This window comes from Pseudomonas sp. 1D4 (genome assembly GCF_001728925.1).
Classification (GTDB): domain Bacteria; phylum Pseudomonadota; class Gammaproteobacteria; order Pseudomonadales; family Pseudomonadaceae; genus Metapseudomonas; species Metapseudomonas otitidis.
The window spans coordinates 62,128-87,218 of record NZ_LXJQ01000008.1; the positions used below are offsets into that span (position 1 = coordinate 62,128).

General features: G+C 58.3%; 31 protein-coding genes and 1 tRNA gene. 13 read left to right on the forward strand and 19 right to left on the reverse strand.

Annotated elements, in window-relative coordinates:
* Positions 1 to 21: 21 nt before the first annotated feature.
* The 4 genes from dapA (at position 22) to A7D27_RS06380 (ending at position 3,264) form a co-directional block, all read left to right on the forward strand.
* Entirely contained in the window at positions 22 to 900 is an 879-nt protein-coding gene (gene dapA / locus A7D27_RS06365) for a 4-hydroxy-tetrahydrodipicolinate synthase (RefSeq protein WP_069564404.1), read from the forward strand.
* Positions 901 to 918: 18 nt separating this feature from the next.
* Positions 919 to 2,034, forward strand: coding sequence for an outer membrane protein assembly factor BamC (gene bamC / locus A7D27_RS06370; RefSeq protein WP_069562184.1), 1,116 nt, complete (start codon positions 919 to 921; stop codon positions 2,032 to 2,034).
* Positions 2,035 to 2,156: 122 nt separating this feature from the next.
* Positions 2,157 to 3,026 carry a phosphoribosylaminoimidazolesuccinocarboxamide synthase gene (locus A7D27_RS06375; RefSeq protein WP_044414056.1) on the forward strand — a complete coding sequence of 290 codons (870 nt, stop codon included), beginning with the start codon at positions 2,157 to 2,159 and terminating at the stop codon, positions 3,024 to 3,026.
* 148 nt (positions 3,027 to 3,174) lie between these two features.
* Positions 3,175 to 3,264 (forward strand) — tRNA-Ser (locus A7D27_RS06380).
* A gap of 362 nt (positions 3,265 to 3,626) precedes the next feature.
* Here the strand turns inward: A7D27_RS06380 and A7D27_RS06385 are convergent.
* A complete protein-coding gene (locus tag A7D27_RS06385) occupies positions 3,627 to 4,175 on the reverse strand; it encodes a recombinase family protein (protein WP_069564405.1) in 549 nt (182 codons plus the stop codon).
* Positions 4,176 to 4,337: 162 nt separating this feature from the next.
* Between A7D27_RS06385 and A7D27_RS06390 the strand changes: the two genes are divergently transcribed.
* Entirely contained in the window at positions 4,338 to 4,652 is a 315-nt protein-coding gene (locus tag A7D27_RS06390; RefSeq protein WP_069564406.1) for a hypothetical protein, read from the forward strand.
* Positions 4,653 to 4,692: 40 nt separating this feature from the next.
* Here the strand turns inward: A7D27_RS06390 and A7D27_RS06395 are convergent, their stop codons facing one another.
* From A7D27_RS06395 to A7D27_RS06425, 11 genes are all read right to left on the reverse strand, one after another.
* Positions 4,693 to 4,950 (reverse strand): hypothetical protein, encoded by a 258-nt coding sequence (locus tag A7D27_RS06395; RefSeq protein WP_069564407.1) that lies wholly within the window; start codon positions 4,948 to 4,950, stop codon positions 4,693 to 4,695.
* Positions 4,951 to 5,364: 414 nt separating this feature from the next.
* Positions 5,365 to 5,592: a hypothetical protein gene (locus A7D27_RS06405; protein ID WP_069564409.1), complete on the reverse strand. Its 228-nt coding sequence runs from the start codon at positions 5,590 to 5,592 to the stop codon at positions 5,365 to 5,367.
* Positions 5,593 to 5,619: 27 nt separating this feature from the next.
* Positions 5,620 to 6,000, reverse strand: coding sequence for a hypothetical protein (locus A7D27_RS27665; RefSeq protein WP_139134057.1), 381 nt, complete (start codon positions 5,998 to 6,000; stop codon positions 5,620 to 5,622).
* A gap of 1 nt (position 6,001) precedes the next feature.
* Positions 6,002 to 6,511 carry a hypothetical protein gene (locus A7D27_RS27670; protein WP_139134058.1) on the reverse strand — a complete coding sequence of 170 codons (510 nt, stop codon included), beginning with the start codon at positions 6,509 to 6,511 and terminating at the stop codon, positions 6,002 to 6,004.
* Between the two features lie 197 nt (positions 6,512 to 6,708).
* On the reverse strand, positions 6,709 to 8,010 hold the full coding sequence (locus tag A7D27_RS27675) for a hypothetical protein (protein ID WP_139134059.1): 1,302 nt from the start codon (positions 8,008 to 8,010) through the stop codon (positions 6,709 to 6,711).
* A 148-nt stretch (positions 8,011 to 8,158) separates the two neighbouring features.
* Complete coding sequence (locus A7D27_RS28265) at positions 8,159 to 8,320, reverse strand: hypothetical protein (protein ID WP_165679314.1); 162 nt, start codon at positions 8,318 to 8,320, stop codon at positions 8,159 to 8,161.
* Complete coding sequence (locus A7D27_RS28270; protein ID WP_165674352.1) at positions 8,313 to 8,486, reverse strand: hypothetical protein; 174 nt, start codon at positions 8,484 to 8,486, stop codon at positions 8,313 to 8,315. Before A7D27_RS28270 ends, A7D27_RS28265 begins: the two co-directional genes overlap by 8 nt.
* Before the next feature lie 571 nt (positions 8,487 to 9,057).
* A complete protein-coding gene (locus tag A7D27_RS27000; protein WP_083265537.1) occupies positions 9,058 to 10,584 on the reverse strand; it encodes a tyrosine-type recombinase/integrase in 1,527 nt (508 codons plus the stop codon).
* Positions 10,585 to 10,759: 175 nt separating this feature from the next.
* Positions 10,760 to 11,083: a type II toxin-antitoxin system RelE/ParE family toxin gene (locus tag A7D27_RS06415; RefSeq protein WP_069564411.1), complete on the reverse strand. Its 324-nt coding sequence runs from the start codon at positions 11,081 to 11,083 to the stop codon at positions 10,760 to 10,762.
* Positions 11,080 to 11,316: a type II toxin-antitoxin system ParD family antitoxin gene (locus A7D27_RS06420; protein WP_069564412.1), complete on the reverse strand. Its 237-nt coding sequence runs from the start codon at positions 11,314 to 11,316 to the stop codon at positions 11,080 to 11,082. Before A7D27_RS06420 ends, A7D27_RS06415 begins: the two co-directional genes overlap by 4 nt.
* Before the next feature lie 147 nt (positions 11,317 to 11,463).
* Positions 11,464 to 11,748 carry a hypothetical protein gene (locus A7D27_RS06425; RefSeq protein ID WP_069564413.1) on the reverse strand — a complete coding sequence of 95 codons (285 nt, stop codon included), beginning with the start codon at positions 11,746 to 11,748 and terminating at the stop codon, positions 11,464 to 11,466.
* Between the two features lie 86 nt (positions 11,749 to 11,834).
* On the opposite strand from A7D27_RS06425, the gene A7D27_RS06430 reads away from it, so the two are divergent.
* Positions 11,835 to 12,371, forward strand: a complete 537-nt coding sequence (locus tag A7D27_RS06430; protein ID WP_069564414.1) for an Arc family DNA-binding protein — start codon at positions 11,835 to 11,837, stop codon at positions 12,369 to 12,371.
* A gap of 450 nt (positions 12,372 to 12,821) precedes the next feature.
* On the opposite strand, the gene A7D27_RS06435 is transcribed toward A7D27_RS06430, so the two are convergent.
* Positions 12,822 to 13,373: a GNAT family N-acetyltransferase gene (locus tag A7D27_RS06435; protein ID WP_083265538.1), complete on the reverse strand. Its 552-nt coding sequence runs from the start codon at positions 13,371 to 13,373 to the stop codon at positions 12,822 to 12,824.
* A gap of 179 nt (positions 13,374 to 13,552) precedes the next feature.
* Positions 13,553 to 14,185, reverse strand: coding sequence for a TetR family transcriptional regulator (locus A7D27_RS06440; RefSeq protein ID WP_069564415.1), 633 nt, complete (start codon positions 14,183 to 14,185; stop codon positions 13,553 to 13,555).
* Between the two features lie 94 nt (positions 14,186 to 14,279).
* Between A7D27_RS06440 and A7D27_RS06445 the strand changes: the two genes are divergently transcribed.
* From A7D27_RS06445 to A7D27_RS06455, 3 genes are all read left to right on the forward strand, one after another.
* Positions 14,280 to 14,945: an O-methyltransferase gene (locus tag A7D27_RS06445; protein ID WP_069564416.1), complete on the forward strand. Its 666-nt coding sequence runs from the start codon at positions 14,280 to 14,282 to the stop codon at positions 14,943 to 14,945.
* A 275-nt stretch (positions 14,946 to 15,220) separates the two neighbouring features.
* The gene (locus A7D27_RS06450; RefSeq protein WP_069564417.1) at positions 15,221 to 16,828 is read left to right on the forward strand and encodes a M28 family metallopeptidase; all 1,608 of its coding nucleotides are present in this window, start codon (positions 15,221 to 15,223) and stop codon (positions 16,826 to 16,828) included.
* A gap of 109 nt (positions 16,829 to 16,937) precedes the next feature.
* Entirely contained in the window at positions 16,938 to 17,366 is a 429-nt protein-coding gene (locus A7D27_RS06455) for a LexA family transcriptional regulator (RefSeq protein WP_069564418.1), read from the forward strand.
* 27 nt (positions 17,367 to 17,393) lie between these two features.
* Here the strand turns inward: A7D27_RS06455 and A7D27_RS06460 are convergent, their stop codons facing one another.
* The 3 genes from A7D27_RS06460 to A7D27_RS06470 all read right to left on the reverse strand — a co-directional run bounded on the left by A7D27_RS06460 (position 17,394) and on the right by A7D27_RS06470 (position 18,678).
* A complete protein-coding gene (locus tag A7D27_RS06460) occupies positions 17,394 to 17,576 on the reverse strand; it encodes a hypothetical protein (protein WP_069564419.1) in 183 nt (60 codons plus the stop codon).
* A 187-nt stretch (positions 17,577 to 17,763) separates the two neighbouring features.
* Entirely contained in the window at positions 17,764 to 18,159 is a 396-nt protein-coding gene (locus A7D27_RS27680; RefSeq protein ID WP_069564420.1) for a hypothetical protein, read from the reverse strand.
* A 36-nt stretch (positions 18,160 to 18,195) separates the two neighbouring features.
* Positions 18,196 to 18,678 carry a GreA/GreB family elongation factor gene (locus A7D27_RS06470; protein ID WP_069564421.1) on the reverse strand — a complete coding sequence of 161 codons (483 nt, stop codon included), beginning with the start codon at positions 18,676 to 18,678 and terminating at the stop codon, positions 18,196 to 18,198.
* A gap of 132 nt (positions 18,679 to 18,810) precedes the next feature.
* On the opposite strand from A7D27_RS06470, the gene A7D27_RS06475 reads away from it, so the two are divergent.
* From A7D27_RS06475 to rmuC, 4 genes are all read left to right on the forward strand, one after another.
* The gene (locus A7D27_RS06475) at positions 18,811 to 19,182 is read left to right on the forward strand and encodes an XRE family transcriptional regulator (protein ID WP_044405544.1); all 372 of its coding nucleotides are present in this window, start codon (positions 18,811 to 18,813) and stop codon (positions 19,180 to 19,182) included.
* 18 nt (positions 19,183 to 19,200) lie between these two features.
* Complete coding sequence (locus tag A7D27_RS06480) at positions 19,201 to 19,950, forward strand: RES family NAD+ phosphorylase (protein WP_044405542.1); 750 nt, start codon at positions 19,201 to 19,203, stop codon at positions 19,948 to 19,950.
* Between the two features lie 387 nt (positions 19,951 to 20,337).
* Positions 20,338 to 20,751, forward strand: a complete 414-nt coding sequence (locus A7D27_RS06485) for a tetratricopeptide repeat protein (RefSeq protein WP_069564422.1) — start codon at positions 20,338 to 20,340, stop codon at positions 20,749 to 20,751.
* Between the two features lie 166 nt (positions 20,752 to 20,917).
* Positions 20,918 to 22,279 (forward strand): DNA recombination protein RmuC, encoded by a 1,362-nt coding sequence (rmuC, locus tag A7D27_RS06490; protein ID WP_165663966.1) that lies wholly within the window; start codon positions 20,918 to 20,920, stop codon positions 22,277 to 22,279.
* Between the two features lie 239 nt (positions 22,280 to 22,518).
* Here rmuC and A7D27_RS06495 read toward each other — a convergent pair whose 3' ends face one another.
* Positions 22,519 to 24,363 (reverse strand): DEAD/DEAH box helicase, encoded by a 1,845-nt coding sequence (locus tag A7D27_RS06495; RefSeq protein WP_069562168.1) that lies wholly within the window; start codon positions 24,361 to 24,363, stop codon positions 22,519 to 22,521.
* A 42-nt stretch (positions 24,364 to 24,405) separates the two neighbouring features.
* A complete protein-coding gene (locus tag A7D27_RS06500; protein ID WP_069564424.1) occupies positions 24,406 to 25,071 on the reverse strand; it encodes a RadC family protein in 666 nt (221 codons plus the stop codon).
* Positions 25,072 to 25,091: the final 20 nt, after the last annotated feature.

The window sequence follows — 25,091 nt, forward strand, 5'->3', positions numbered from 1 at the left end:
TTTTCCGGCAGGAGCGGTTGCATGATTGCGGGCAGTATGGTGGCGCTTGTCACGCCCATGGACGCGCAGGGTCAACTGGACTGGGCGAGCCTGGCCAAGCTGGTGGATTTCCACCTCCAGGAAGGCACCAACGCCATAGTCGCGGTCGGCACCACGGGCGAATCGGCCACCCTGGATGTCACCGAGCACGTCGAAGTCATCCGCCGCGTGGTGGATCAGGTCAACGGCCGTATCCCGGTCATCGCCGGCACCGGCGGCAACTCCACCCGTGAGTCGGTCGAACTGACCGCCGCCGCCAAGGACGTAGGCGCCGATGCCTGCCTGCTGGTGACCCCCTACTACAACAAGCCGACCCAGGAAGGCCTGTACCAGCACTTCCGCCACATCGCCGAATCCGTCGCGATCCCCCAGATCCTCTACAACGTTCCCGGCCGCACCGTCTGCGACATGCTGCCCGAGACCGTCGAGCGCCTGGCCAAGATCGGCAACATCATCGGCATCAAGGAAGCCACCGGCGACCTCAAGCGCGGCCAGGAAGTACTGGATCGCGTCAGCAAGGACTTCCTCGTCTACTCCGGTGACGACGCCACCGCCGTCGAGCTGATACTCATGGGCGGCAAGGGCAACATCTCCGTCACCGCCAACGTCGCCCCCCGCGAGATGGCCCAGCTCTGCGCTGCCGCCATGGCTGGCGATGCCGCCACCGCGCGCGGCCTGAACGACAAGCTGATGCCGCTGCACAAGGCCCTGTTCATCGAGTCCAACCCGATCCCGGTCAAGTGGGCGCTTCACGAAATGGGCCTGATACCGGACGGCATCCGCCTGCCGCTCACCTGGCTCAGCCCCCGCTGCCACGAAACCCTGCGCCAGGCCCTGCGCCAGTCCGGCGTGCTTGCCTAACCCTTGGAGCAACAACGCATGAAGCGACTGGCCGGACTCTCCGCGCTTGCCCTGATGATCTCCAGTACCAGCGGTTGCGGCTGGCTCTGGGGCGAAAAAGGCTACTTCCGCGACCGCGGCAACGACTACCAGGAAGCGCGCCAGGCAGCGCCCATGCAGCTGCCGCCGGATGCTGACAGCAAGCGGCTCGACCCGCTGCTGCCGATCCCGGCCAACGTCGCCGACAACCGCACCGACCCCGACTACGAAGTCCCGCGCCCGCAGCCCCTGCAGGTGCGTGGCGAAGTCAGCGAGTACAGCCTGCAGAAGAGCGGCGACTCCCGCTGGGTCGTCGCCCAGCGCGTACCGGCCGAAGTCTGGCCGGTGGCCCGCCAGTTCTTTGAGGACGGCGGTTTCCGCATCGCCGACGAGCGCCCGCAGACCGGTGAGTTCAGCACCGCCTGGCAGCGCCTCGACCAGCTCTCCGCCCCCCTGGCCCGCCGCCTCGGCAGCCGCGTGAGCGGCCTGGAGCCCGACAGCGAAGTGCGTGCCCGCGTGCGCATTGAGCCCGGTGTGCAGCGCAACACCTCCGAGATCTTCATCCTCACCACCAGCCGCCCGGCTGGCAGCAGCGCCGACACCGGCTGGCCGAGCCGTTCCGACAGCCCGGGCCTGGAAGCCGCGCTGATGGACGAAATGCTCGCCACCCTGGCCCGCAGCGCCGAACAGGGCGGCTCCGTCTCCCTGCTCGCCGCCCGCGACTTCGACGCCCCCAGCCGCGTCACCCTCACCCAGGACGGCAGCGGCAACCCCGTGCTCAACCTCGGCGCCGACTTCGACCGCGGCTGGTCCAGCGTCGGCCGTGCCCTGGAGATGGGCGACGTCCGCGTCGACGACATCAACCGCAGCCTCGGCGTCTACTACATCAACCTCGCCGAGGGTGCCGAGAAGGACAAGGAGCCCGGCTTCTTCAGCCGCCTGTTCGGCAGCGCGCCGAGCAAGGAAGAGATCGAAGCCCGTGCCGAGCGCTACCAGGTCCGCCTGACCCGCGTCGGCGAGAGCGTCCAGGTCACCGTCGAGAAGGACCTCAACACCGTCGCCCCCGCCGACGTGGCGCGCCGCGTGCTGACCCTGATCCAGGAAAACCTCGGCTGACAGCCGAAACCGGGCGGCCCTCACGCCGCCCGGCATCCAATGGCCGGCCCCGTGCAGGCTGCGGAACCCGATAGGCGAAACCCCGGTTTCGCCTGTTTCGTTTGATAGAGGCGGAAAACGACATGACCACTCCCAGCACCCTGAGCCTGAAGAAGATCTATTCGGGCAAGGTCCGCGACCTGTACGAGATCGACGACAAGCGCATGCTCATGGTTGCCACCGACCGGCTCTCCGCGTTCGACGTCATTCTCGACCAGCCCATCCCCGAGAAAGGCAAGATCCTCACCGCCATCTCCAACTTCTGGTTCGACAAGCTCAGCGGCATCGTCCCCAACCACTTCACCGGTGACCGTGTCGAAGACGTCGTCCCCGCCGCCGAACTGCCCCTCGTCGAAGGCCGCGCCGTCGTCGCCAAGCGCCTCAAGCCCGTCGCCGTCGAAGCCATCGTTCGTGGCTACATCGTCGGCTCCGGCTGGAAGGAGTACCAGAAGAGCGGCACCGTCTGCGGCATCCAGTTGCCGGCCGGCCTCAAGGAAGCCTCCAAGCTGCCCCAGCCGATCTTCACCCCCTCCACCAAGGCCGCCGTCGGCGACCACGACGAGAACATCTCCTTCGAACAGTGCGAAGCCATCATCGGCAAGGAACTGGCCGCCAAGGTCCGTGACACCGCCATCGCCCTGTACAGCACCGCCGTCGAATACGCCGCCACCCGCGGCATCATCATCGCCGACACCAAGTTCGAATTCGGCATCGACGAAGACGGCACCCTGACCCTCATGGACGAAGTGCTCACCCCCGACTCCAGCCGCTTCTGGCCCGTCGAGAGCTACGTCGAAGGCAAGAACCCGCCCAGCTTCGACAAGCAGTTCGTCCGCGACTGGCTCGAGTCCACTGGCTGGAACAAGGAGCCGCCGGCCCCCGCCGTACCGGCCGACGTCGCCCAGAAGACCGCCGACAAGTACCGCGAAGCCCTCACCAAGCTCACCGCCTGAGCCGAGGGTACGCCCACTGCCTGCCGCCCCGATAACGGAGCGGCGGGCGGCTGGAAGCCCGGCCTGCTGCAAGCATCTGAAACCACGCGAAAAAATCGCCTCATGGGCTTCGCCATCGGCGGATGAGCTGGTATGATGCGCGCCGTTCGGGAAGATGCCGGAGTGGCCGAACGGGACGGATTCGAAATCCGTTGTGTCAGCAATGGCACCTAGGGTTCAAATCCCTATCTTCCCGCCATTCATAGAAAAGCCCTGTAATTCAATGAGTTACGGGGCTTTTTCTTTTCAGACTTCACTACTTAAAGTCACTACTCCCCGCTGTCACCTCTAGCCTCGTTCTGAGGCGTTCACCTCGTTACCCTTCCCCAAATATCCATGCACCCTGGCGCGGGTGTGACACGGCTTGACCCGGCATAGAGCACCTATTTGGGGGAATGCTATTTGCCCAAAATATCAACGTTTAAACTGCCTAAAGGACTACCCTGTAGGGTGGTAAAGGGTGGCGATAGATCGTTGATTCTTGGGCTGTTATGGGCGGGATATAAGGCATTAGAAAGGGGCTTTTATGCCCCTTCTCTGGTTTGGTGCTGGGTGCGCTGGTTAAGCAGCTAGATACTTGTACAGAGTAGACAGCCCCATCTTCAATTGCTTAGCAACAGCGGGCTTTGCCATCCCTTCAGCGACCAGCTTCTTAGCTGTCTCAACCAACACAGGGTCTAAAGCCTTGCGCCCTGTGTACTTGCCTTCCTGCTTGGCTTTCTCAATGCCGATGCGCTGGCGCTCTAGCATCAACTCCCGTTCCATTTTCGCCATGCCTGCCATCATGGTGAAGATCATCTCTCCGGCTGGTGTAGTCACGTCGATGCCAAGGTTGTCGATTATTAAGCGGACTTTCCGCGACTTTAGGGATTCAGCCAGTTCTAGCACCTCGATGCTGTTACGACCGAGACGCGACACTTCCCGCACAATCAGCGTGTCACCTGCCTTCAGGTCGGCCATGAGCTTCTTGAACTTGGGGCGCTCGGTGGTCGTGCCGGTGAAATTTTCCTCAACAACAAAGTCATGAGCGTGCTTTGCCTTGAGGTCGCGGGCCTGTGCCTCTGAATCCTGATCGAGGGTGGATACACGAGCGTAGATGTAGGTGGTCATGGAGTTGTTCTCTATAGGGTCTAAGATATAAAGAGAATATCATTTTCTACGATCTTAGCAACCCTAAATAGAAAGATTTTCCACGTACATCTAGGGGAAGCCCTAAATAGAAATCTGAGAAGGCTATGCTTCCTGCGCATCACACAAAAAAGGATGAAGGGAATGCTGAAGAAATTGATGGCTGTAGGGATGGTGCTGGCAGCCTCTCAGGCTTTCGCGTGGGAGGACGTAGAGTATGCAGGCACACTGGCTACCGGGGCTGTGTACTGCAAGAGTCAGGGGAAGCTAGAGGACTTCGGGGCATATGCTCAGGATGGGGATGAGGCAGGCGCTGACAGGATGGTGGCGGCCGGTGATTGTGTAATTGCGCAACGACCACTTCAGGTAAGTGTGTTCCAAGAGCATGACGGATTTCTGTCTAACTTCATGACTCCCAGCGGTAAGGTTTTCTACACTTTCAAGCAATTCATCAACTGAGTAATAGAGGAGTCTTTACGGCTCCTCGCGTCCATCGCCCTCAGGCTTTGCGGTGGAAACTGGCCAAAAGCTCCAGGTTGTCTCGGCAGTAGGCTACACGCTCTTCATAGGAAGGTAAGCCCGCTAATGCGTCATCCACACCATCAACCCACTGGTAGGCAAAGAACTCAGCAGGGACTTCGAAGGAGGTAGAGCCGACCGGCAAAAGGCTGCAACCTGCTCGATCCTCACACACTTCAGCGACGTGACCCTGAGCTAATACAACGTCCATATCATCAACGATCACAAGCTTTGGCATACATCCTCCTTTCTTGGTTTAAATCTCACCATAGCAGAGACTACTGACCTTTACGCGTTTCCATGACCTTCAGATTATGACGTATCTCATTCGTGACTGCATCTAGCCTGCTGTCTACGTTGTTCACTCTCTGCTCTAGATAGACCAAATGGTTGGTCTGTCTTCGCTCCAATTCGCTGATGCGCTTGCCCTGGTCAATGTTGAAGAAAGCAAAGATTAGACAGCATGTAAGCAGCAGCATTAGGCTCTGGCCAGCGATCATTAGTTTTTCATTCATATGTTTAATTTCCTAATCGAGGGTGGATACACGCTAAGCACAATCAAGGGCGAGGCGTGTAAACATCAGGTGTTGAAAAGAAAGGGGTATCAATGATACCCCTATTTTGTGGAACATAATTCCAATGTTTCACGCGCTTATTTGCTCGGTCGGAAACCTTTGGGGTGAGTGGGGTCAGTGACAAACAAGATTTCTGAATCTTTACGACTCTTCTCAAGTTCATACGCTGCCAGCACTCCGTCAATAAAGGCTAAGGTTTCAGCTAGCTTTTTCTGTTTCTCTTCCTGTTCCTTCGCATAAAGCTCTGGCTGGTAGCGTTGTTTCAGGATTTCTGTGGTGCGTTGGATGCTTTTGTCATTGTTCATTTGTTATTTTCCTTATTGTTGTTTTTGTTAGGCCAGGACGCCAAGACGGCGGAACATGGGAAGGTTTGATTGATAGGCGGCTTCTGCCTCTGGGCTACGTTTCTTAATGCCCATCTTCTTTTTAAGAGTTGCTATCCTAGTGGCAAGAGCATCAAGCTGTTTCTTTGTCTCGGCTTGGGCTTTTGTTAGTTGTGCCACTTGAGCTTTAGCTGCTTCCAGCTTATCTAGCTTGGCTTGTGTCTCTGGCGTAATAATTGGGCCTACTCTTTGAGGCTTTAGTGGGTTACGTGGAAGGCTTGCCTCGGGAAAAGCCATTGCTGGCTTCTCCTCTGGATATTCAGCATTTGGATATTTAGCCAGCAGAATCTTTCTTACAGCCGCTTTTGAGAGTTCAATATCAATATACATATTATTTGGAGTCCTTAATCAGAGAGGCGACATATTCTTCTGCTTCTTTCAGAGCTTGTTCTCTCTCTTTGCGTTCTTTTTCTTCAGCTTGCTTGCGGGCTTTAGCCTGTTGCTGTTCGTATAGCTGAGAGGCGAGAAGTTCTGTCTTCTGTTTAACATCAGCTTCAATCTCGTCTTTGTAGTCCTGTTCTACTTTCTGATATTCAGCTCCAAGAAGAGCATCAATTTCATTTTGTGGTTTGTAGAACATTACTTCAAAAAATCCGGGGATTGGCATTCTGAGAATGCTTCCAGTGAACAGCTCGTTACCTGCTTTGGTTTGCTCAATTACACCTGCGATTAGCGTGTCATAGCTAGGAAAGACAAGGTGGTTTACTGCCGGATATACCCATTCCCGGTTGTTATAGTAACCATTCAAAATACGCTGCTTAGTCTTCTCTTTACGACTATCAAGCTCTGATTGACAGAACTGCATTGGTTGGGTGAAGTGTTGTTTAGTTTCTTGTTTCATTTGTTGTTTACCTCGTGGTTTTATTGAAAGTCGGACAATGGCTGTCCGTTGTTTGTATCTGATGATACAAATTCTGGTTATGTATTGGTTTGATGTAATTAAGTTAAGCGTGAAAGCCTTATGAGACTAAGGCTGTAGGGCATAATTAAAGAATTATACGGATGAATTGCTTAACTACTACGTAGAGTGGTGATTGTCTAAAATGGACAATCAATGCTTTCAAGGCTCACTTGTTTTATAGGTAGCGGGTCTGAGATATAGTCCGGCTCTTCCCAAGGAAGCAACACATTATCATCGATACTCACCGAGTAAATGGGTTTGGGTGGTGTGGGTGGCTCTGGTGGCCTGCCGTGCTGAGCAAGTTTCCACTCTTCAATGCGATGATTTGGTTGCCAACATCTACTTACATACTCAGGGAGGTTAAAGCATTCTGTATAGTGCTTGCCGTTAAAAGTATGTTCGGGTTTCTCTTTATGTAGAAGGGAGCAGAGCTGTTCAGCCATCCAATATTGAATGCTTGGTGCCGCCCATTCATTTTCTTGAATATCGTTAGAGTCAACCTCCAGAATGTAATCACCTGTCCAACCTTCAAAATCTAATTTGTACAGGTATTCAGCGAATGCGTTGAATGTGGGGTCAATGGTGACGCCATAGCTCTGGAAGCGTTCAACCTCACTCATCATCAAAGGCAGGTAACGGACTGTACTGCGATTGAAGCTCGATACAGACAAATTACGCTCAATCACTTTTTGTTCTAACTCTTCAGCGCTGAGGTTTGACAGCGTGCGGCGGGCTTTGTCTTCCCAAGTCCTTCTTTCTTCTTTGCTGCTAAAGCACTGAGAGGTAAAGGAGTGTTTGATAATTTTGTTAATCAAGCGGTGCTTATACGAAAGCTTGGGGTTGTGCTCGTTTAGGTAATCTTTGAGTGTCTGACCCAAGAACCGCTCAATCTTTGTGTATACCTGGCTGACGGCGGTTTCTGTATCTACCTGCCATTGTGGGCTTAGAGATTTCCGTTCAACCCATTTACCACCACCCATATACCGCTTTCCACGCTCTCTGTTGAACGATTTAGACGCAATAACCAGATTATGAGGGTGGAGCAGGCCAACGATGCTATGGCCGTTTACGGGGCAGATATGCGACAGTTCATATGCTTTGTGTAACTCACCTGAAAGAGAAACACCGTTAGAAATAAAGCATGATGTACGGAGATTATCTAATTCGTGCAAGGTGTCTGGTGTGTGACCTGTAAGAATCTGGACGCTACCGGCACGCATACACTCTCTGACAAGATACTGACCAAAGCCAGTACGCCGCAGCCGGGAAACTCTACGTTCAATCTTCTTTTGATTGGTTTTAGACTGCTTTTCTGTCCTGGCAGAATACCGGCAGGTATCAGAGCAATACTTTTGATCTGTACGTGAAGGGGTGTACTTGGACTTGCAATGGTGACAGGTGCGCTTTCTCTTAGTGGATTTTGTACTCTTGTTGTTCATTAATAACCTCTCGTTCTGGGTTTTTCATTTGTTTATAGTGCTCGCTGATTAACTTCTGGATGAAGTATGAAGGGGATTTCTCACCAATGCTTTCCATGATTGCTAATAGCTCGTTTTGAGACCGTTCGTTAAGTTTTAATCGCATATCTTAATCGCCAAGTTTCAGGGCCTTAAACAACGAATCAACAATTAGATTGAGCTGGTGAAGAAGGTTCTCGTTACCGTAATGCTCGGCTATGGCAGACAGTTTCATTGTTGTTTGGCGATTTAGCTTCACGGTGGCTTGTTTGCTTTTGAATGTGTCATTCATTTTTCAGTTTCTCCTTTATGGTCTTTTCGTAATTTTCTATGGTGCCTATTGCATCTTCATTCGTTGTGTTGATGGGATGGTTTTTGTTCGGATGCTGGTGCTGCTTCAGCATCTCAACGATCAGATTCTTAAACTCCAGTGGTGATAATCCGCTGTAGTCTTTCACTCTAAATCTATGAAAGTCGCAATGACATTTCTGAGAGCAAAGCATTCTGTTGGGGTAGGTGTATGTGAAGCGTTTTGAGCACCACAAGCACAGTCTTTCGTTTTCGTCAGGCACAGTAAAATCTCCTTTTGAATGGATAATTTAAATTGTAAAAACTTAGGGAATAAAAAAGGCCACTAAAGCCCTGGGATGGGCTAAAGCGGCCTATAGACTTTTAGTCAAGCTAATAGTCATTGCCGATAAACCAGCGTGGACAAGTGAGGTAGCACTTGCTTTGAAACACAGCTTGAGGACTGTGAATCTTTGCCCTCTGTGGGAGCAAATGAGGTTGGTAGACGGGCTACCTAAAACAATAAGGAAGGTGCTTAGAAAAGCGGAAGGAGGGGGTTAACGAGGCCCAAATATTTCTTCTACCTATGCAACCTATTATACAGATTTTCTCTATTAAAGTCAAGCTTCTGCATAAATAAAAGCTATCTGAAAGTTGCTCGTAAAGCTGTAAGCCAGTAAATATGCGGCTTTGGCTTATATATTTATTTTCAGCTATCCGACGAACTGTAAAGTGATTTCTCTACTTGCTGAAATTGAAACTAAGCAGGGAGACCGCTTGTTTCTTTTGTTCAAAGCTCGGCCCTTTGGAGTATTGCGCTAAAGTGAAGGATCCTGTTTCATGCCCAGTGATGTAGGGCAGAACTTCGATGCTTACACCGGCTTGATGCAACAGCGTTGTGAATGAATGTCGCAGGCTGTGGAATACGTGTTTTTTTCCAAAGCCTTCCGCCGTCCTCAGTCGCCCGAATCGCTTGCTGAGGTAGTCCAACCGATTGCCGTATTTATTTTTTCCACCAGGGAAGAGGTAGCCATCATTTTCAGCCGCTCTGGCTGAAAGTTCTTTGAACAATGGTACGAGTGCGGGGTGTAGAGGAACGTCCCTAACCCCTGCGTCAGTTTTCGACTCGGGCACCTTGAATCCTACTGGTTCCCCGTTGCTGTCAAATATTGTGTCTTCAGGTCGTATACGCCCTATCTCTTCAAGTCTGGCCCCTGTGTAGGCCCCGAACTGAATGAGGTGGGCAAGCTGAATATCGGATTCAGATGCTTTTCGGTGTAGTCGTTCTATTTCTGCTTTGGTGTAAGCTTGTCGCTCGATACCTGCGGCTTCCCCTACCTTCGGCAATTCGTGGCCGTCAAAAGGACATGAAGCGTTCCCGTATTGATCCCTGAAGACTGGTTGATATTTATTGGCCCATTTCCAGAAAGACCTACCTGACCACAAGTAATTGGCTCTCGTCTGTTTCGCTGGAGGAAGTGAATCAAGGAAGCTATGGACTGTATCGAAGGTGAGGGGAAGTCCTTCCTTCGTCAGATAGTCACTGAAACGCTGCATTGATCGCTTATGGCGGTCGCGGGTTTTGGCTGTCTTAATCTGTGTTTCCAGATGAGTAGCCCAGCTATCAAGCATGCCTTTGGTAATAGGGCTTCTGGGCTTATAGGACTTGGGGTCGCGGACAATAGTCAGGGCTGTGGCGTGCTCGTTTGCCGTCAATTCATACTCTTCAGCGGTCACTTGAGCACTCACTTCAGATATGAGCACTGCAAACTCATTGGCAAGGCTCATCCCTTCCTCTGGAGACATCCTCCTCTCCAGTCCTTCCACAAATCTTTCCGCGTACAGGGCAAGTCGGTTTGCCAGATCGGCTCTGCCAGCATCTACAAGCTCTTGAGCAATTCCGGGCAGTTCTTCAAGCCAAGACAAGTCGTATGTCGAGGACTCATCCATGCTAGAGGAGTAAATCTTTTGTGCAGCATGCGCACGTGAAGCTTTTAGGCGCTCACCTGCATCAGCGGCTTGTTGTCGCCACTCATCTCCTGTTTCTGATTTCCAGTTCCTTGCTTCCTGTATCTGCTGCTTCCACAAGGCGAGGATCGGGAGGCGAGCCACCATAGCCTCGGCTTTGTTGCTGGTGCCTGTAGTTTTAGTGAGGGTACGGCGGTTGCCGAAAGCAGGGCGAACATCCGCAGGCACGACTAGGCGTACGTACCATGTCGACTCTCCTGGCTTCTGATACAGGTGGTCGTGCTCATATTTTTTGGCCATATCCAACACCCTGACTTCACTACTCAATGTCACTACTCTAGGTGTTTGAAGTCTTGTAAATCAATGGCTTCAGGGGTTGCATGTCGTATTCTGAGAGTCCCTATCTTCCCGCCATACACAGCAAAGCCCCTGGTTCGAGAGAGCCAGGGGCTTTGTGCTTTCCGCGCCCGTGCTTTCAGTCGCCCGACTGCATCCAGGCTGGTAGATCCCGATGGCTGTGCAGGACGCGCCACACATCGATGTGGTCCTCGCGCTCCAGATAGAACACCAGATAGGGATAGCGCCCCAGCGCCCATGAGCGCAGCCCCGGCAGGTCGAGTTCATGGGCGTACCGCGATGAGCCCGCCTCGGGATGGCGACCGATGCGCTTGTACGTTCTCTCCAGCGCGTCGATGAAGCCGAGTGCCGCCTGCTCGGCGCCTTCGCTGAGGTAGTAGCTGATGGCGTCGTCGATATCCTGGTTGGCCCGTGCACGGGGGATGATGGGCTTGGCCTTCATGCCTTGGCATTCCGGACCCGGTTGCGCAGTGCTTCGAAGTAGGTGTCGTCAGCCGGAGTGGCAGGGGATGACGAGGCGCCCTCCAGGAGCAGGTTGCGCAGGCGCTGACGATCCTGGTCCCTGCGGATCAGCTCGCGCACGTACTCACTGCTGGTGCCGTAGCCGCGCTGGCTGACCTGTTCGTCGACGAAGCTCTTGAGGCTGTCGGGCAGGGAAATGTTCATGGTGCTCATCGCGTTCACCCTTTGGCAAAAATTGCCAAAGAATCTTAGCACCGGATACCGCAGGCCAGTATCGCAGAGCCCTGGGTCAGCCGTCGGCAACCCGACCCCATGCCCAGCAAGGCCCCCTGGCCCGCGAGAGCCAGGGGCTTCGTGCATTCAGGCATACCCGCGCGCTCCTGGCGCTGGCAGGGGGCGCTGCACCAGCACCTTCATCCGGCGGATGTCCGACCAGAACAGCTCATCCGGAAACGGCCCCGGCGCCAGCGCGTCCTTCACTAGGAAGTAGCCCTCCTCGCAAACCCCCTCCACCGGAACCACCACACCCACGATGTGGTAGCAGCAGAACAGCGGACGCGGCACTTCTTCCCAGTGCAACTCCATCACCACCGTCTGCCCCAGGTTTGCCAGGGCTCTGACGGTATCCAAGGACTCGTTGTTCATTTCTCTTCCCCTCCGGACTCCCAAACGCCGAATAGACTTGCGCGCTTTCCAAGGGCGGCCAGGGGAGCCGCAAAGAAGTCTTTGGGATGCATGAGTTGACTCCGATTATGCCTAAAGGGATCACGGTGGTTTATCTGTGTTGGGATGGGATCACGGTGGTTCCATTGCTGTCAATACCACGGTGGTCCATTCTCCCGCGAATGAGCAGAGAAGACCCCCAATTCAAACTAAGAATGCCTGTCCAGCTGCGCGCCCAGGTGGAGCAGGCAGCCAAGACTTCAGGCCGATCACTGAATGCCGAGCTGGTTGCCCGCATCGAAGCCAGTTTTCTTGGCGAGTCCGCTACCGAGAAGTTGATGCCTGCCGCCAGAGCAAGGGAATTGGCGCTGATGGCGAGAGCGGGATTGCCGGATGAGATTCGTAGGAGAGCGATTGAGGCCATCGCGCGTGCCGTCAGGCTGGGTCATGACGGGGTGACGGTCGATGTCGGAGACCTGGGATTGAACTTCGGACTTTCAGGGATTGACCTGTCTCGCCTCATGGGGGATGTGCTGCAAGAGCTGTCTGAGGCGGGCTACAAAGCGAGCTGGGAAGAGACAGCCTCTATTGGCATCAAATTTTGAGACGGCAACGTTCTGAGTAGCCATGAACTGCCGGACTCATTCATTGAGTCAGCCTTCACCCCCTTGAAAGAAGACATGTGCGCAATGTAGTCAGCGCACGCTGGACGTGTGCTTGGTCGAGAAGGTGGGGCAGGGAAACTGCCCCTTCAGAAGGCCGAGCGCAGTCGTTGCGCAGGGGGACGAGCGGCATGGATGCCGCGAGAGGCGCGCCAGGCCATGGATGGCCCATCGCGCCGGCCCCCGTAGCGGCGACGGAGCGAGGGAAGTCCCGCGAAGCGGGACCCGGATGCAGGGGCGAGCCCTTTTGGTTACTTTTCTGGGCGATTGAGAAAAGTGACTCGCCTGGGAAGGCGAAACAAAAAACATCAGCAGAACTCGGTAACCAGCTTGACCCTCATCTGCCCACCCCTACGCAGGACTACAGGGCAGGCCTGCCCACCCCTGCGTTGCTCATCGCCCCACCTCGTACTCCATCGGATAGTCGAACGGCTCCCGCTCCACCTGCTCCGGCCACAACCACTGCGCATCCACGCAACCCTGACGCTGGTAGAACAGCACCGTCTCCCGTGCCGAGTGGGAAGAGACGTACAGGCGCTGGAAGCCCTTGCGACGAGCCTCTTCAAGGCAGCGGGCAAACAGCCGGCGCCCGATGCCCCGACCACGCTCGCCGGTCTCGACGTGGAACTCCTTCAGCGGGTGGTAGCGCCCGCCGGGATCGACAGGCGCGCCGTCCACACAGGCGAAGCCGACGATCCGCCCCTTACAGGTCGCCAGGCAGACCATGCCGCCGTTGGCCAGTGCGGCCCGCAGCGTGTCCTTCACCTCCTGGCGTTCGGCCGGGGACCAGTCGTCGATGAAGGGATCGGCGCTCTCCACCGGCTGGCCCGCCTGCAAGCGAATGACCCGATCCACCACCTGACGCCGCTCGAAGGTGAAAACGAAGTCCAGGTCTGAATCGGCTACCGGGGAGGTGTGAAGGATGATGTCCGGGGTGCTGCTCATGAGCTTCCTGCTGGTAGTCGAGGGGCGGTCGGGAATGGTAGCGCGGTGCGCCGAGTTTTACCGGGAAAGGCCAAAACCTACCCAGCCTCTCTAGAGTGCTTGTTTCGACGCAACCAGACAGCGGCGAAGGGGTGGAGGCTGGGCGCACGTAAACAGCCCGTCCGAGACATAACGGCCGATCACTCCGCCCCCAACCCCCGCAGGTACGCACAGAGCATGTCCGCCAGCGCTTCGGAGAAGGCATGGATGGCTTCGGCCGTGCGGGGCTGTTCGGAGAAGTTCTTGCCCACGGCGCCGAGGGTAGTGGTGAGCAACTGGCAGGCGAGGGCGCGTTGCTCATCGGTAGCGGCCGGCAGGGCTTCTTCGACGAAGGCGAGAAACAACCGTCTGGCGTAGGCCTTGGCCTCCCTGGCTTCCGGTGCGTCGCGGTAGAGCGGGGCGGCGTCGTTGAGGGCGGTGCGCATGTCCGCCTCTTCGCATTCCGACTGGACGAAGGCCTGCACCAGATAGCGCAGGCGGGCCAGCGGAGGGCGGTCGCGGTCTTCGAGGATCTGCCGCAGCAGGTCGGTGGTGCGCTGCCATTCGTCACTCTGCAGGCGGAACAGGATGGCCGCCTTGTTGGGGAAGTACTGGTACAGCGAGCCGATGCTCACCCCGGCACGTTCGGCGACCCGAGCGGTGGTGAAGCGCGCTGCGCCCTCCTTCTGCAAAACCTGAATAGCAGCGTCGAGGATGCTCGCCACCAACTCGGTGGAACGGGCCTGCTGGGGCTCCTTGCGCGTGGCGATGCGCGGGTTTCGGCGTTCGGGCATGAGGGCTCGGCGGAATGCGAATGGGTGAATGTGACGAAATCGTCGCATTCTATTCAGGCGCAACACAGCGCTCAACCTGACCCACGGAGTCGCCATGACCACCCTCACCACCGCCCCCCTTGCTTCCCTGCTGGACAGCCTGTTCCAGCAGGCCGACGACCTGTCCGTCGACGACCATCCCGCCCTGGCCGGGCTGGACGGCGCGGCCCTGGCCCGGCTCATGCACAGCAAGACCGACTACCTGGAGCTGTATGCCCAGTTGCGCGACCTGCCGCTGCCGGTCTCGCGGGAGACCGGGCGCCTGCTGTACATGCTGGCCCGCAGCAGCGGCGCCCGGCAGATCGTCGAGTTCGGCACCTCGTTCGGTATCTCCACCCTGCACTTGGCGGCCGCCCTGCGGGACAACGGCGGCGGCCGGTTGATCACCTGCGAGTTCGAGCCCGGCAAGGTGGCGCGGGCGCGGGGCAACCTGGAGGTCGGCGGCCTGCTGGACCTGGTGGAGATCCGCCGGGGTGATGCCCTGCAGACCCTGCGCACGGGCCTGCCCGAGTCGGTCGACCTGCTCCTGCTGGACGGTGCCAAGGCGCTGTACCCCGAGGTGCTGGCGCTGGTGGAGCCACACCTGCGGGTGGGGGCGCTGGTGATTGCCGACAACGCCGACCACAGCCCTGAGTACCTGGCTCGCGTCCGCGCGCCCGGTAATGGCTACCTGTCGGTGCCTTTTGGCGGCGACGTGGAGTTGTCCGTGCGGCTGGGTTGAGGCGGAGTGTGGGTGCCGGGCCTTGATGCGGAATGCAGGTGTCAAATTGCTGGCAGATTGCTGGCAAATAATCGGCGTTTCGTTGTCGTTTAAGGCCCTTTGCGCCTTTTTGTATCAAAAAAGCGACAGATTTCACTAAACCGGCCACTCTCCCGGAGAACCCCGGCTACACCGTCCAGTCTAGGTTCGAGGCCGTCCGAAGGATGCCGTACGGACAATGGCATTGCGCCATTCCCAGGCCTGCCTAAAGCCACTTCAAATGGATTGGAGTCAACATGAAGAACAACGTCAAACGTGTTGCCGGTTCACTCGCATTCGCCCTCTCCACCGCCGCCCTGGCGGGCCCTGGCTCGGAAGCCGAGCAGTTCAAGGAATACTGGAGCCCCGGCAAGCCCAATGCCGCCATCTGCAACTCGCCGCTCCTGGTGGGCACGCCCCTGGGGCTGCCGCGCTGCATGCAGGCACGCAACGTGTTCGCACGGCTGCAGGCCCTGGAAGACATCGCCAGCCTCAACGAGGGCAATCGCGCGGCCGGCCGACCGGGCTACCAGGCTTCCATCGACTACGTGAAGCGCACCCTGCAGAAGGCCGGCTACAAGGTCACGGTGCAGCCGTTCCCCTTCACCGCCTTCTACCCCAAGGGGCCGGGCACCCTGAGCGCCGTGGCGCCCGCCCCGGGCAGCTACGTGTGGGAGACCGACTTCAACTACCTCTCCCAGACCGAGGCCGGTGACATCAGCGCCCCGGTGGTGCCGGTGGACCTGGCCCTGGGCGCCGGCAACACCAGCAGCAGCGGCTGCGAGTCGGAAGACTTCGCCAACTTTCCCAGCGGTGCCATCGCCCTGGTCCAGCGCGGCACCTGCAGCTTCGAAGTCAAGGCAGAGAACGCTGCCGCCGCCGGGGCAGCGGGCGTGATCATCTTCAACCAGGGCAATACCGACGAGCGCAAGGGCCTGGAGAACGTCACCCTCGGCGACGGCTACGAAGGCGGCGTGCCGGTGATGTTCGCCACCTACGACAACGGCGTGGCCTGGTCGCAGACCCCGGGCCTGCAACTGCGCATGGTGGTGGACGTGGTGCGCGAGAAGACCCAGACCTACAACGTGGTCGCCGAGACCCGCTACGGCAACCCGAACAATGTGGTGATGGCCGGCGCCCACCTGGACTCGGTGTTCGAAGGCCCGGGCATCAACGACAACGGCTCCGGCAGCGCCGCCTTGCTGGAAATGGCCGTGCTGCTGCGCAAGGCCTACCCGCTGAACAAGGTGCGTTTCGCCTGGTGGGGCGCTGAGGAGGCCGGGCTGGTGGGCTCGACCTACTACGTGAACAACCTCACCGCCGAGGAGAAGAAGAAGATCAAGGCCTATCTCAACTTCGACATGATCGGTTCGCCCAACTACGCCAACCAGATCTACGACGGTGACGGCTCGTCCTTCGGCCTGCAGGGCCCGCCCGGCTCCGGCGCCATCGAGCGCCTGTTCGAGGCCTACTTCAAGCTGCGCAACCAGGCCAGTGAAGGCACCGAGATCGATTTCCGCTCCGACTATGCGAAGTTCTTCGAGGACGGCATTCCCTTCGGCGGCCTGTTCACCGGCGCCGAGGACATCAAGACCCCCGAGCAGGCGCAGAAGTACGGTGGTGCTGCCGGCAAGCCGTTCGATCCGTGCTACCACAACGCCTGCGACAGCACCGCCAACATCAGCCTTGAGGCCCTGGAATTGCACGCCGACGCCATGGCCTTCGTCACCAGCTGGCTGTCCATCTCCACCAAGGTGATCGACGACGAGATCGCCGCTGCGAAGGCCGCTGGCGGCGGCAAGGCCCTGCTGCGCTCCCAGAGCGTTCGCCAGAGCGACCGCTGGGGTTCGGACTACGTGCGCTGATCCCCGCTGTTCCCTTGCGCCGGTGGCCTCGGCGCAAGGGCTTCTCCCGGTTGACGACGTTTCCTTTCTCGAAATACTGTATGTATGAACAGTATTCGGAGAATCCGCCATGGGGACTGTCCGCATCATCGGCCGCCTCGGCCCCTCGTACGCCACCCTGCCGCTCTACACCCTCGCCCTTGACCAGGGCGCCCAGCAGCCGGTCCGCCTGCACCTGGCGCGCAGCGCGCCGCTGGACGACCTGCTTGGTGTCGATATCCCACAGACTTTCAGCCTGCGCCTGGAGGACGACAGCATGAGCGCCATCGGCCTGTACGCCGGGGACATCCTCATGGCCGACCGCTCCTTGCAGCCGGGTGACGGCAGCCTGGTGGTGGTGGTGGTGATCGAAGGGGACTTCTGCATCCGCCGGCTGTGCCTGGAAAGCGGCCAGCAGGTGCTGCGCGCCGCCAGCGAGGGTTACTCGCCGGTGACGCTCGCACCAGGCGAGGCGTGGCGGGTTCGCGGCGTGGTGACCCACAGCTTCCGCCGGCCCTGAGCCAGGGATGCCCAGGGCCGCACGGGGTCAGTGCAGAAGCTGGCGCCGCTTGCCAGGCTTGCCGGGCTTGCGTGGTTGGGCCGCCTGGCGTGGCGCTCGGGTGGTGGGATGGTGGTGGTGATGGGTGAGGCGCAACATGCCCCACAACATGGCCACTGCGACCAGCAGCCAGCCCAGGACCAACAGCACGATAAAGCCTTCAGGACTCATAACAACCGCCTTGGCACCCGCGTGTGGGCGCCTGCTGGAAAGTCTAGTCCGCGCCGCTTCGCCGGGTGTGTCGGGGCATGGCCTCCGGTCGGCAGGTGACAGGGCATTCGTCGGATGGCGCCAGGCCACCCCATGCAGGGTTGGGCAGCCCGATGGGCGGAAAGTGCAGGTCGCTTGGTCGGGCGCGCTACTGGCAGAAGCGTTCGACGTTCTGCCGGGCCTTCTCCGTCGGCGCGTTGCGCTGCTGCTCGCGCCAGAACTGGCATTGCGGGCTCTGCGCGCGGTCACGGGCCTCCGCCCGTTCGTTGTCGCGCTGCTGGGCGGCGTCCAGCCGCTCCTGGTAGTGCTGGAACATCTCGCTGCCCTTGTCCGCCTGGGGCGCCGGTGCATCGGCTGGCGGAATGGAGGGGAGGGCGGCACGCCCCGGCGCCTGGCTCCAGGCCTGGGCCACCACCGCCTGGTAGCCGAGCCACGCAGTGGCCACCACGGCGACCGCGCCGAGCCAGATGCCCAGTGCGATGCACAGCACCAGTTGCAGCGGGGAATAGGCGATACGCAGGGGCGGGCGGGTGCGGCGGGTCATGTCGATCTCCTTCTGGATGGGCGCAAGGCTAGCCACTCAGGCCACCTGCAGCACCTCGTACACCTGGGGCGCGCCCGCGGGGGCGACCACCACCTCGTCACCCTCGCGCTTGCCCAGCAGGGCCTGGCCCAGGGGCGCGCGCGGGGTGATCACGGTCACCTCGGCACCCTCGGCCTGGACCTGCAGGCCGGCCGCCTCCGGGCCGAGGAACAGCCAGCGCTCGCCGCCCTGTTCGTCCCCCAGGCACACCAGCGCACCCAGGGCGATGCCGCGCTCCGGGTCGTAGGGCCGCAGCACCAGCGCCTCGTACAGGCCTATCGCCTGGCGGATCTCCGCCGCGCGGCGGGCCTGCCCGGTGGCCAGGTAGGACGCCTCCAGGCCGAGGGTGTCGTACTTGTTCTCGGCGATGTTCTCCTCGTGGGTCGCCGTCTCGTAGGCGGTCTGGGCCGCCCGTTGCAGCAGCTGCAGGTCGTCGGCCAGGCGGTCGAGGATGAGGCGGAGCAGGTGGGCTTTGTCCATGGTCGGTCCGGTTCGCGTGGGTGGGCCATTCTACGTCCTGGCGCCTGGCTGTCGATCCGCCCGCAGGCAGTCGCAGTGTGTGATAAAGCAGCATTGGTGATGTATATTGATGCTATCGCACGGAGGAATGCCATGAGCGCGCTGACCCGCCCCCACCTCGATCCCGACGCCGTCCTGGCCAAGGCCCTGCTCAACACCCGCGAGCAACTGGGGCTGACCCGCCAGCAACTGGCCGACATCGTCGGCGTCCACCGCACCGTCGTCACCCGCTGGGCCGACGCCGGCAGCATCCGCCCGCAGAGCAAGACCGGTGAACTGGCGCTGCTGGTGATCCGCATCTACCGCGCCCTGTTCGCGCTGTTCGGCGGCAATCTCGAGGACATGCGCCACTTCCTGCGCACTGAGAACCGTCACCTCGGTGGTGTGCCCCTGGAGCTGATGGGGCAGGTGCAGGGGCTGGTGCGGGTGGTGGAGTACCTCGACGCCATTCGCGGCAAGGTCTGAGGATTCAAGCGCATGGAAATGGACATCTGGAGCGCATGCGACGGCGAACGCCACATCGCCCCCCTGCGCGGGCGCGTGGTGCGTCTGGTGGAGAGCCAGGAGCAGGTGGCGACCCTGCAACTGGTGGACAACCTTGCCGAACAGGCCCTGCTGGAAGAACTGATCGAGACCAGCAAACCGCCTCTGCCGCGCAGCGCCGAACCGCTGCACTACCTGCTCAAGACCCCGTTCCGCTACCCGCCGCTGCGCTGGGGCTCGCGCTTCGGCACGGTGCACGAGCCCAGCCTGTTCTACGCCGCCGCGCGCCTGGAGACGGCCATGGCCGAAGGCGCCTTCTACCGCTTCGTGCTGTGGAGCGGCATGGCCACCCCACCGCCCAGCGGGCGCATCCTCTCGGAGCACGCTTCCTTCGAGGCACGCTTCCAGGTGGAGCGCGGCGTGAGCCTGCAGAACCCGCCGTTCGATGCCTACCCGGCGCTGCTCGATCGCCGCGACTACCGCGCCACCCAGGCCCTGGGGGCTGCCATGCGCGCCGCCGGGGTCGAAGCCTTCGAATACCGTTCCGCCCGCTGCCCGCAGCAGGGGCTGAACATCGCCCTGTTCACCCCCGACGCCTTCACCGAACGGCGCCCGCGCAACCTCACCCCCTGGTTCTGCGAAACCACCGCCGACTACGTCGCCTACAAGCACGCCCAGGCGCCGGACCAGCCCCGCCTGTTCCGCCGCGAAGCCTTCCTGGTGGACGGCGTCATCCCCCAGCCGGCGTGACCCGAAGTGGGCCCTCCAGACTCCCGCCAAACGCCCTGAAACAGGGCGTTCGCGCGGGGTCGTGAACGCAGTTGTGCACACTCGCGAAGCACCCTGTCATTTGGCAGTCAAAAACGCGCGCAACCATTTGATTTTTCGTCTTGTCAATCTAAAACAATGAAAAATAAGGACTTTTTCAACTGGTGAAAAAATCGCCAATTTGTCTGGAGCGCCCATTCCATCAGGCTCCGGAAGAAGTGTGAGCACGTTTTTCACAAAGTTATCCACAGCTTCTGTGGATTGTCCCAAGGCGGCCCTCTAGAACGCCGACTGTGGATATTGGCAAGTCTTTACCTGTGGGAAAAAAGGAGTAGAGTGGCGCGCCTTCTCGGCTTCCCCTGCCTTTCAATGAAGTTTCGCACTCCCGCCGTCGACCCTTCCCGCACTGATGACCAGCGCCTGCCGCTGCGCGTCGCCCTGTGGCTGCTGGACAGCCCGCGCCTGAGCCAGGCCGACAGCGTCAAGCGCATCGCCGGCCGCCTGCTCAAGCAGCCCGCCCGTGAGGGCGTGGTCGCCGCCCAGAGCCGCCTCGGGCAGATGCTCTGCCGGGACTGTGGCAACACCCGCGACCGCCGCATCGGCCTCGACCTGCTGCGTCAGGCCGCCCGTGCCGGCGACCGCCGCGCCCAGCTCGAACTGGGGCGCCTCTACACCCAGCCGCGTACCCAGGAACTGCAGCAGGCCCGCCACTGGCTGGAACAGGCCGCCGCCCAGGGTTCCCACGAGGCCAGCCGCCTGCTGACCCGCCTGCCCCAGGCCTGACCGCCCCAAAGGCGCTGGGTATACTGCCCGGCACCCTGCCGCGGAGCCCTCCATGCCACTCGATCTGCCCAACCTGCTGCTTGGCCTGCTGCTGGCCGCCGCGCCGCTGCTCGGCCTGGCCTGGCGCCAGCAACGCCGGGTCACTGCCCTGGAGGCCGAGCGCCTGGTGCTGGACGAGCGCCTGGCCACTGCCCAACTGGCCCAGGACGGCCTCGCCGCCCAGTTGGAGGACTGCCGGGCGGAAGTGCGCGAACTGAACCAGTTCAACGCCGACCAGCAGGCCGAGCTGGCCGCCCTGCGCCGCGAGTCCGAACTGCTGGCCGTGGAGCGCCGCGCCGCCCGTGAAGCCGTCGCCGGCTGGAACGACGAGCGCGCCAGCAAGGACGCCGAGTTGCGCCGCCTCGACAGCGAACGCGCCGCCCTGGCTGCCGAATTGCGTGAGCAGCAGGAGGCCCACGCCCAGCGCCTGGCCGACCTGCAGGCCGCCCGCGACGACCTGCGAGCCCAGTTCGCCGAACTGGCCGGGCGCATCTTCGACGAGCGCGAGCAGCGCTTCGCCGAAACCAGCCAACAGCGCCTCGGCCAGTTGCTCGACCCGCTCAAGGAGCGCATCCAGGCCTTCGAGAAGCGCGTCGAGGAGAGTTATCAACAGGAGGCGCGCGAGCGCTTTTCCCTCGGCCGCGAACTGGAGCGCCTGCAACAGCTCAACCAGCGTCTCGGCGACGAAGCCACCAACCTCACCCGCGCCCTCAAGGGTCAGAAGACCCAGGGCAACTGGGGCGAACTGGTGCTGGAGCGGGTGCTGGAGCACGCCGGCCTGGAGAAGGGCCGCGAGTACCGCACCCAGGTCAGCCTCAACAGCCCCGACGGCCAGCGCTTCCAGCCGGACGTGCTGATCCAGCTTCCCGGCGACAAGCAGGTGGTGGTGGACGCCAAGGTCAGCCTCACCGCCTACCAGAGCTACCTCGCCGCCGAGGACGAGAACGCCCGCCTCCAGGCCCTCAAGGCCCACGTCGGCTCCCTGCGGGGTCACCTCAAGGGCCTCTCGGTAAAGGACTACCAGCGCCTGGAAGGGCTCCACAGCCTGGACTTCGTGCTGCTCTTCGTCCCCATCGAAGCTGCCTTCGCCGCCGCCGTGCAGGCCGACCCCGGCCTGTTCCAGGAAGCCTTCGACCAGCACATCGTCATCGTCAGCCCCACCACACTGCTGGCCACCCTGCGGGTGATCGACAGCCTCTGGCGCCAGGAACGGCAGACCCAGAACGCCCGCGAGATCGCCGAGCGCGCCGGGGCGCTGTACGACAAGTTCGTCGCTTTCATCCAGGACCTGGACGAGATGGGCAGCCGCCTGCAGCAACTGGACAAGGCCTACGCCGCTGCCCGCAACAAGCTGGTGGACGGGCGCGGCAACCTCATTTCCCGCGCCGAGAACCTCAAGCTGCTGGGCGCCCGCGCCAGCAAGAGCCTCGCCCCCGACCTGCTGGAGCAGGCAGCGGGGTGGGGGGATGAGGACGAGGGGCGGGAATAGGTGGTAGGCGGTTTAGGAAACCCAAAAAACCACCTGAATTGTCATCGCGACGTTAAGAACAGGCTCGTGCGCAAAATGTTCATTTACCGTGTCTTTCGCCTTTTTTGCCTTGTGCTGACCGTCTCGCCCACGTTTTTAGAGGTGCCCCTTGGGGACTGAGTTTGCAGGCATCTGTTTTCATGGAGGAGATTATCCATCTGTGCCTGATGTGTTTGCCATGTTAATAGATAGAGCTTAGATCAAAGATCTCTATGCGTTTGCATATTAATTACGCCTATGATTTTTCCTAGTTTTTCAGAGAAATGAGATTTCTCTCCGTGAGTCATGACTAGGTGTTTAGTGGCTCGGGTCATTCCGACATAAAGTAGTCTGGCTTCTTCTGTACGTGAGTCTTCGTATTTGGCAGGCATTCCTACTGCTGGGATACAGACAAGTGGGAATTCCAATCCTTTGCTGGCATGCATGGTAAGTAAGCTAACTCCATCTTGATCTTTGTTGCTCTTGATTGGGATGGCTTTTTTTTGGCAGATATTTTTAATCTGTTCGGCCATATAGTTCCAGCGATAGATGATGCTCATGTCTCGCCAAGGCATGCCAGCCTGCTGATGCTCTATCAAAATGTCGGCTATCTTTTCATACTCTTTATAAAGGGTGGGCAGCCTGATCAATAGAGGTAATGGTCCGCGAAGCCCGGCTCCGACAGGCTCTATGACAGGTGGTTGGTCTTCATCTTGATTATCTGGATGTAGCAATTCTTCTGCAAAGGCTTTGGCTACTGTAAGGATCTCTATGGTGTTCCGGTAGTTCAGCTTGAGGATGGTGGTGCGCCCTCTGGCTTGAATGCCCAATTGCGAGAATACGATTTTTTTCTTTTTCTGGTAAATAGACTGAGCGTCGTCGTAGAGAACAAGTAGCGCGTTACTCTCTGGGTTGATCATTTGAAGAACTAATTTTAGCCATGAGTCTTCAAAGTCATGCCCCTCATCAATGAGGATCGCATCATATTGGCCGCCGGGTATAAGCCCACGATCCACATTCCGGATAACCAGCTCTACACAATCAGAATAAAACTGTTTTTTCCCCTCGGGGGTCTTGTCGTTTTTGCTTTTTGGCAGGTCGATACCGTAAGCATTAAGCTGGCGATAACACCATTGGTGGAAATTCATGGCGTGAATTTTCTCGCCTAAGCCTCTGCTGCTCATGCTTTGCTCTAATGTTTCAGCCAGCTTACGGTTGAAGCAAAGAATAAGAATCGGCTTTTTGACCAGGGGAGCCAAATATTGGGCTCTATAGCCCAATATCATGGTTTTTCCTGAGCCGGCTACGCCATGAATAATGCGGTGGCCCTCCCCTAAACTGCGGGCAAGTTGCTCTTGCTGAATATCCATGATCTTCAGGATGTCCGGAAGCTCTGCTATTGGATCGTCATGCTCATTAGCAAATAGATCCCGCTGCTCGGGGACACGAATCTCTGGGAAAATGTGCCAGCGGATACGGTCAATCTGCGGCAAACTGATCGTTCCACGCATTTTATACTGGAACATCTCCCACAAGCGCTGTTGAAAAAGTTCGGCATCAACCCGTTCTGTCATTTCATCTTTACAGATGACACAGTGCTCAGGAATCGCTCCGGATAATTCAGCATCATCGAACTGCTTCCGTGTGATATTTGTTAAGACAACGCCGAAAGCATAAGGAAACATCAATTTCCCTTGCCTGTGCCCACCTGAAAAAACGAGCAGAGGGTCTCTCTCTAATAGGTTTGTGATCGAGAAAATATGGTTTCTGGCTTGCCTAAGGGGGTTTTTTTCTTTGACGAGGCCGCGCTCAGTTATCAGCGTTGCGTACTCTTTATCAAGGCCGGTAATGGTTTCTGTTTTCCAGTCTTTAACCTCCAATATTAATAGCCCACGACCAGGATGAAGAATAATGAAGTCAGGGTGGAGGCTTTTATTTCCGACAGGCACGTCATACCAACACCAGTAGTCGTCATCTAGCTTGGCCTCTAAGATACGGGCAAGCCGTTTCTCTCCAAGCGTCATTCGAGATAAGCAGCTATTTAATGTAGGGATTAAAGTGGCCATGGCTTTTCCTTAAGCAACCTTTAGATGTGCGAGTGGCGGGGATTACTGCTGCTCTTTCTTGATGAGTTTTTCTATGGATTTCGGTGATTTCCCCAATATCTTTGCAACGGTGTCAATGGGCGTGCCCCTGTTGATTAGCTCAACGATTAATGTATCTTTTTGTTCGCGCTCAATTTTTATGGCATCTCTAGCGTTTTTAATGGCTTCTTTGGCAGTCGCTTTCTCTTCCTTTCTGACACGCTCGATCACCTGATAGGTGGGTACATACTTAAGGCTTGCCTCAAGCTTATTCATGAGCCCGATGGCCTTGAAACTCAAGTAAGTGGTGGGTGTAATAATAAGATGGTCTTCCAGGGTGATATCCAGAATGCGTCCGACTTGAATCAGGCGGTCCGTGACATCTTCATCGTTATTCGAAGGGGTGACGACACCGCTGGGGTGGTTATGAATGGCAATCACCCGTGTTGCATTTTTCATCACTGCAATACGGAATACATTCATCGGCTCAATAACCGTTGCCCTTACACTCCCAAGACTTACCAGTTCAATATAAAGAATGTACCCGGCAGTGTTTAGGCCGATGATCCAGAAGTGTTCTTTTTCCTGATCGATTTTGTTTTCACGTAATAAAATACGCTGCATGATACCGTAGACATCATCCGGACTCGTGATCTGTCTCTTATCTTTGTCGGAAAGCTTGATTTCCATTGCGCGACAAAACCTCACAG

What these genes read in the sequence shown, in the direction of transcription:
- dapA (WP_069564404.1), top strand. Translation starts at nt 22, where the DNA reads ATGATTGCGGGCAGTATGGTGGCGCTTGTCACGCCCATGGACGCGCAG.
- bamC (WP_069562184.1), top strand. Translation starts at nt 919, where the DNA reads ATGAAGCGACTGGCCGGACTCTCCGCGCTTGCCCTGATGATCTCCAGT.
- A7D27_RS06375 (WP_044414056.1), top strand. Translation starts at nt 2,157, where the DNA reads ATGACCACTCCCAGCACCCTGAGCCTGAAGAAGATCTATTCGGGCAAG.
- A7D27_RS06385 (WP_069564405.1), bottom strand. Translation starts at nt 4,175, where the DNA reads ATGACCACCTACATCTACGCTCGTGTATCCACCCTCGATCAGGATTCA.
- A7D27_RS06390 (WP_069564406.1), top strand. Translation starts at nt 4,338, where the DNA reads ATGCTGAAGAAATTGATGGCTGTAGGGATGGTGCTGGCAGCCTCTCAG.
- A7D27_RS06395 (WP_069564407.1), bottom strand. Translation starts at nt 4,950, where the DNA reads ATGCCAAAGCTTGTGATCGTTGATGATATGGACGTTGTATTAGCTCAG.
- A7D27_RS06405 (WP_069564409.1), bottom strand. Translation starts at nt 5,592, where the DNA reads ATGAACAATGACAAAAGCATCCAACGCACCACAGAAATCCTGAAACAA.
- A7D27_RS27665 (WP_139134057.1), bottom strand. Translation starts at nt 6,000, where the DNA reads ATGTATATTGATATTGAACTCTCAAAAGCGGCTGTAAGAAAGATTCTG.
- A7D27_RS27670 (WP_139134058.1), bottom strand. Translation starts at nt 6,511, where the DNA reads ATGAAACAAGAAACTAAACAACACTTCACCCAACCAATGCAGTTCTGT.
- A7D27_RS27675 (WP_139134059.1), bottom strand. Translation starts at nt 8,010, where the DNA reads ATGAACAACAAGAGTACAAAATCCACTAAGAGAAAGCGCACCTGTCAC.
- A7D27_RS28265 (WP_165679314.1), bottom strand. Translation starts at nt 8,320, where the DNA reads ATGAATGACACATTCAAAAGCAAACAAGCCACCGTGAAGCTAAATCGC.
- A7D27_RS27000 (WP_083265537.1), bottom strand. Translation starts at nt 10,584, where the DNA reads ATGGCCAAAAAATATGAGCACGACCACCTGTATCAGAAGCCAGGAGAG.
- A7D27_RS06415 (WP_069564411.1), bottom strand. Translation starts at nt 11,083, where the DNA reads ATGAAGGCCAAGCCCATCATCCCCCGTGCACGGGCCAACCAGGATATC.
- A7D27_RS06420 (WP_069564412.1), bottom strand. Translation starts at nt 11,316, where the DNA reads ATGAGCACCATGAACATTTCCCTGCCCGACAGCCTCAAGAGCTTCGTC.
- A7D27_RS06425 (WP_069564413.1), bottom strand. Translation starts at nt 11,748, where the DNA reads ATGAACAACGAGTCCTTGGATACCGTCAGAGCCCTGGCAAACCTGGGG.
- A7D27_RS06430 (WP_069564414.1), top strand. Translation starts at nt 11,835, where the DNA reads ATGCATGAGTTGACTCCGATTATGCCTAAAGGGATCACGGTGGTTTAT.
- A7D27_RS06435 (WP_083265538.1), bottom strand. Translation starts at nt 13,373, where the DNA reads ATGAGCAGCACCCCGGACATCATCCTTCACACCTCCCCGGTAGCCGAT.
- A7D27_RS06440 (WP_069564415.1), bottom strand. Translation starts at nt 14,185, where the DNA reads ATGCCCGAACGCCGAAACCCGCGCATCGCCACGCGCAAGGAGCCCCAG.
- A7D27_RS06445 (WP_069564416.1), top strand. Translation starts at nt 14,280, where the DNA reads ATGACCACCCTCACCACCGCCCCCCTTGCTTCCCTGCTGGACAGCCTG.
- A7D27_RS06450 (WP_069564417.1), top strand. Translation starts at nt 15,221, where the DNA reads ATGAAGAACAACGTCAAACGTGTTGCCGGTTCACTCGCATTCGCCCTC.
- A7D27_RS06455 (WP_069564418.1), top strand. Translation starts at nt 16,938, where the DNA reads ATGGGGACTGTCCGCATCATCGGCCGCCTCGGCCCCTCGTACGCCACC.
- A7D27_RS06460 (WP_069564419.1), bottom strand. Translation starts at nt 17,576, where the DNA reads ATGAGTCCTGAAGGCTTTATCGTGCTGTTGGTCCTGGGCTGGCTGCTG.
- A7D27_RS27680 (WP_069564420.1), bottom strand. Translation starts at nt 18,159, where the DNA reads ATGACCCGCCGCACCCGCCCGCCCCTGCGTATCGCCTATTCCCCGCTG.
- A7D27_RS06470 (WP_069564421.1), bottom strand. Translation starts at nt 18,678, where the DNA reads ATGGACAAAGCCCACCTGCTCCGCCTCATCCTCGACCGCCTGGCCGAC.
- A7D27_RS06475 (WP_044405544.1), top strand. Translation starts at nt 18,811, where the DNA reads ATGAGCGCGCTGACCCGCCCCCACCTCGATCCCGACGCCGTCCTGGCC.
- A7D27_RS06480 (WP_044405542.1), top strand. Translation starts at nt 19,201, where the DNA reads ATGGACATCTGGAGCGCATGCGACGGCGAACGCCACATCGCCCCCCTG.
- A7D27_RS06485 (WP_069564422.1), top strand. Translation starts at nt 20,338, where the DNA reads ATGAAGTTTCGCACTCCCGCCGTCGACCCTTCCCGCACTGATGACCAG.
- A7D27_RS06495 (WP_069562168.1), bottom strand. Translation starts at nt 24,363, where the DNA reads ATGGCCACTTTAATCCCTACATTAAATAGCTGCTTATCTCGAATGACG.
- A7D27_RS06500 (WP_069564424.1), bottom strand. Translation starts at nt 25,071, where the DNA reads ATGGAAATCAAGCTTTCCGACAAAGATAAGAGACAGATCACGAGTCCG.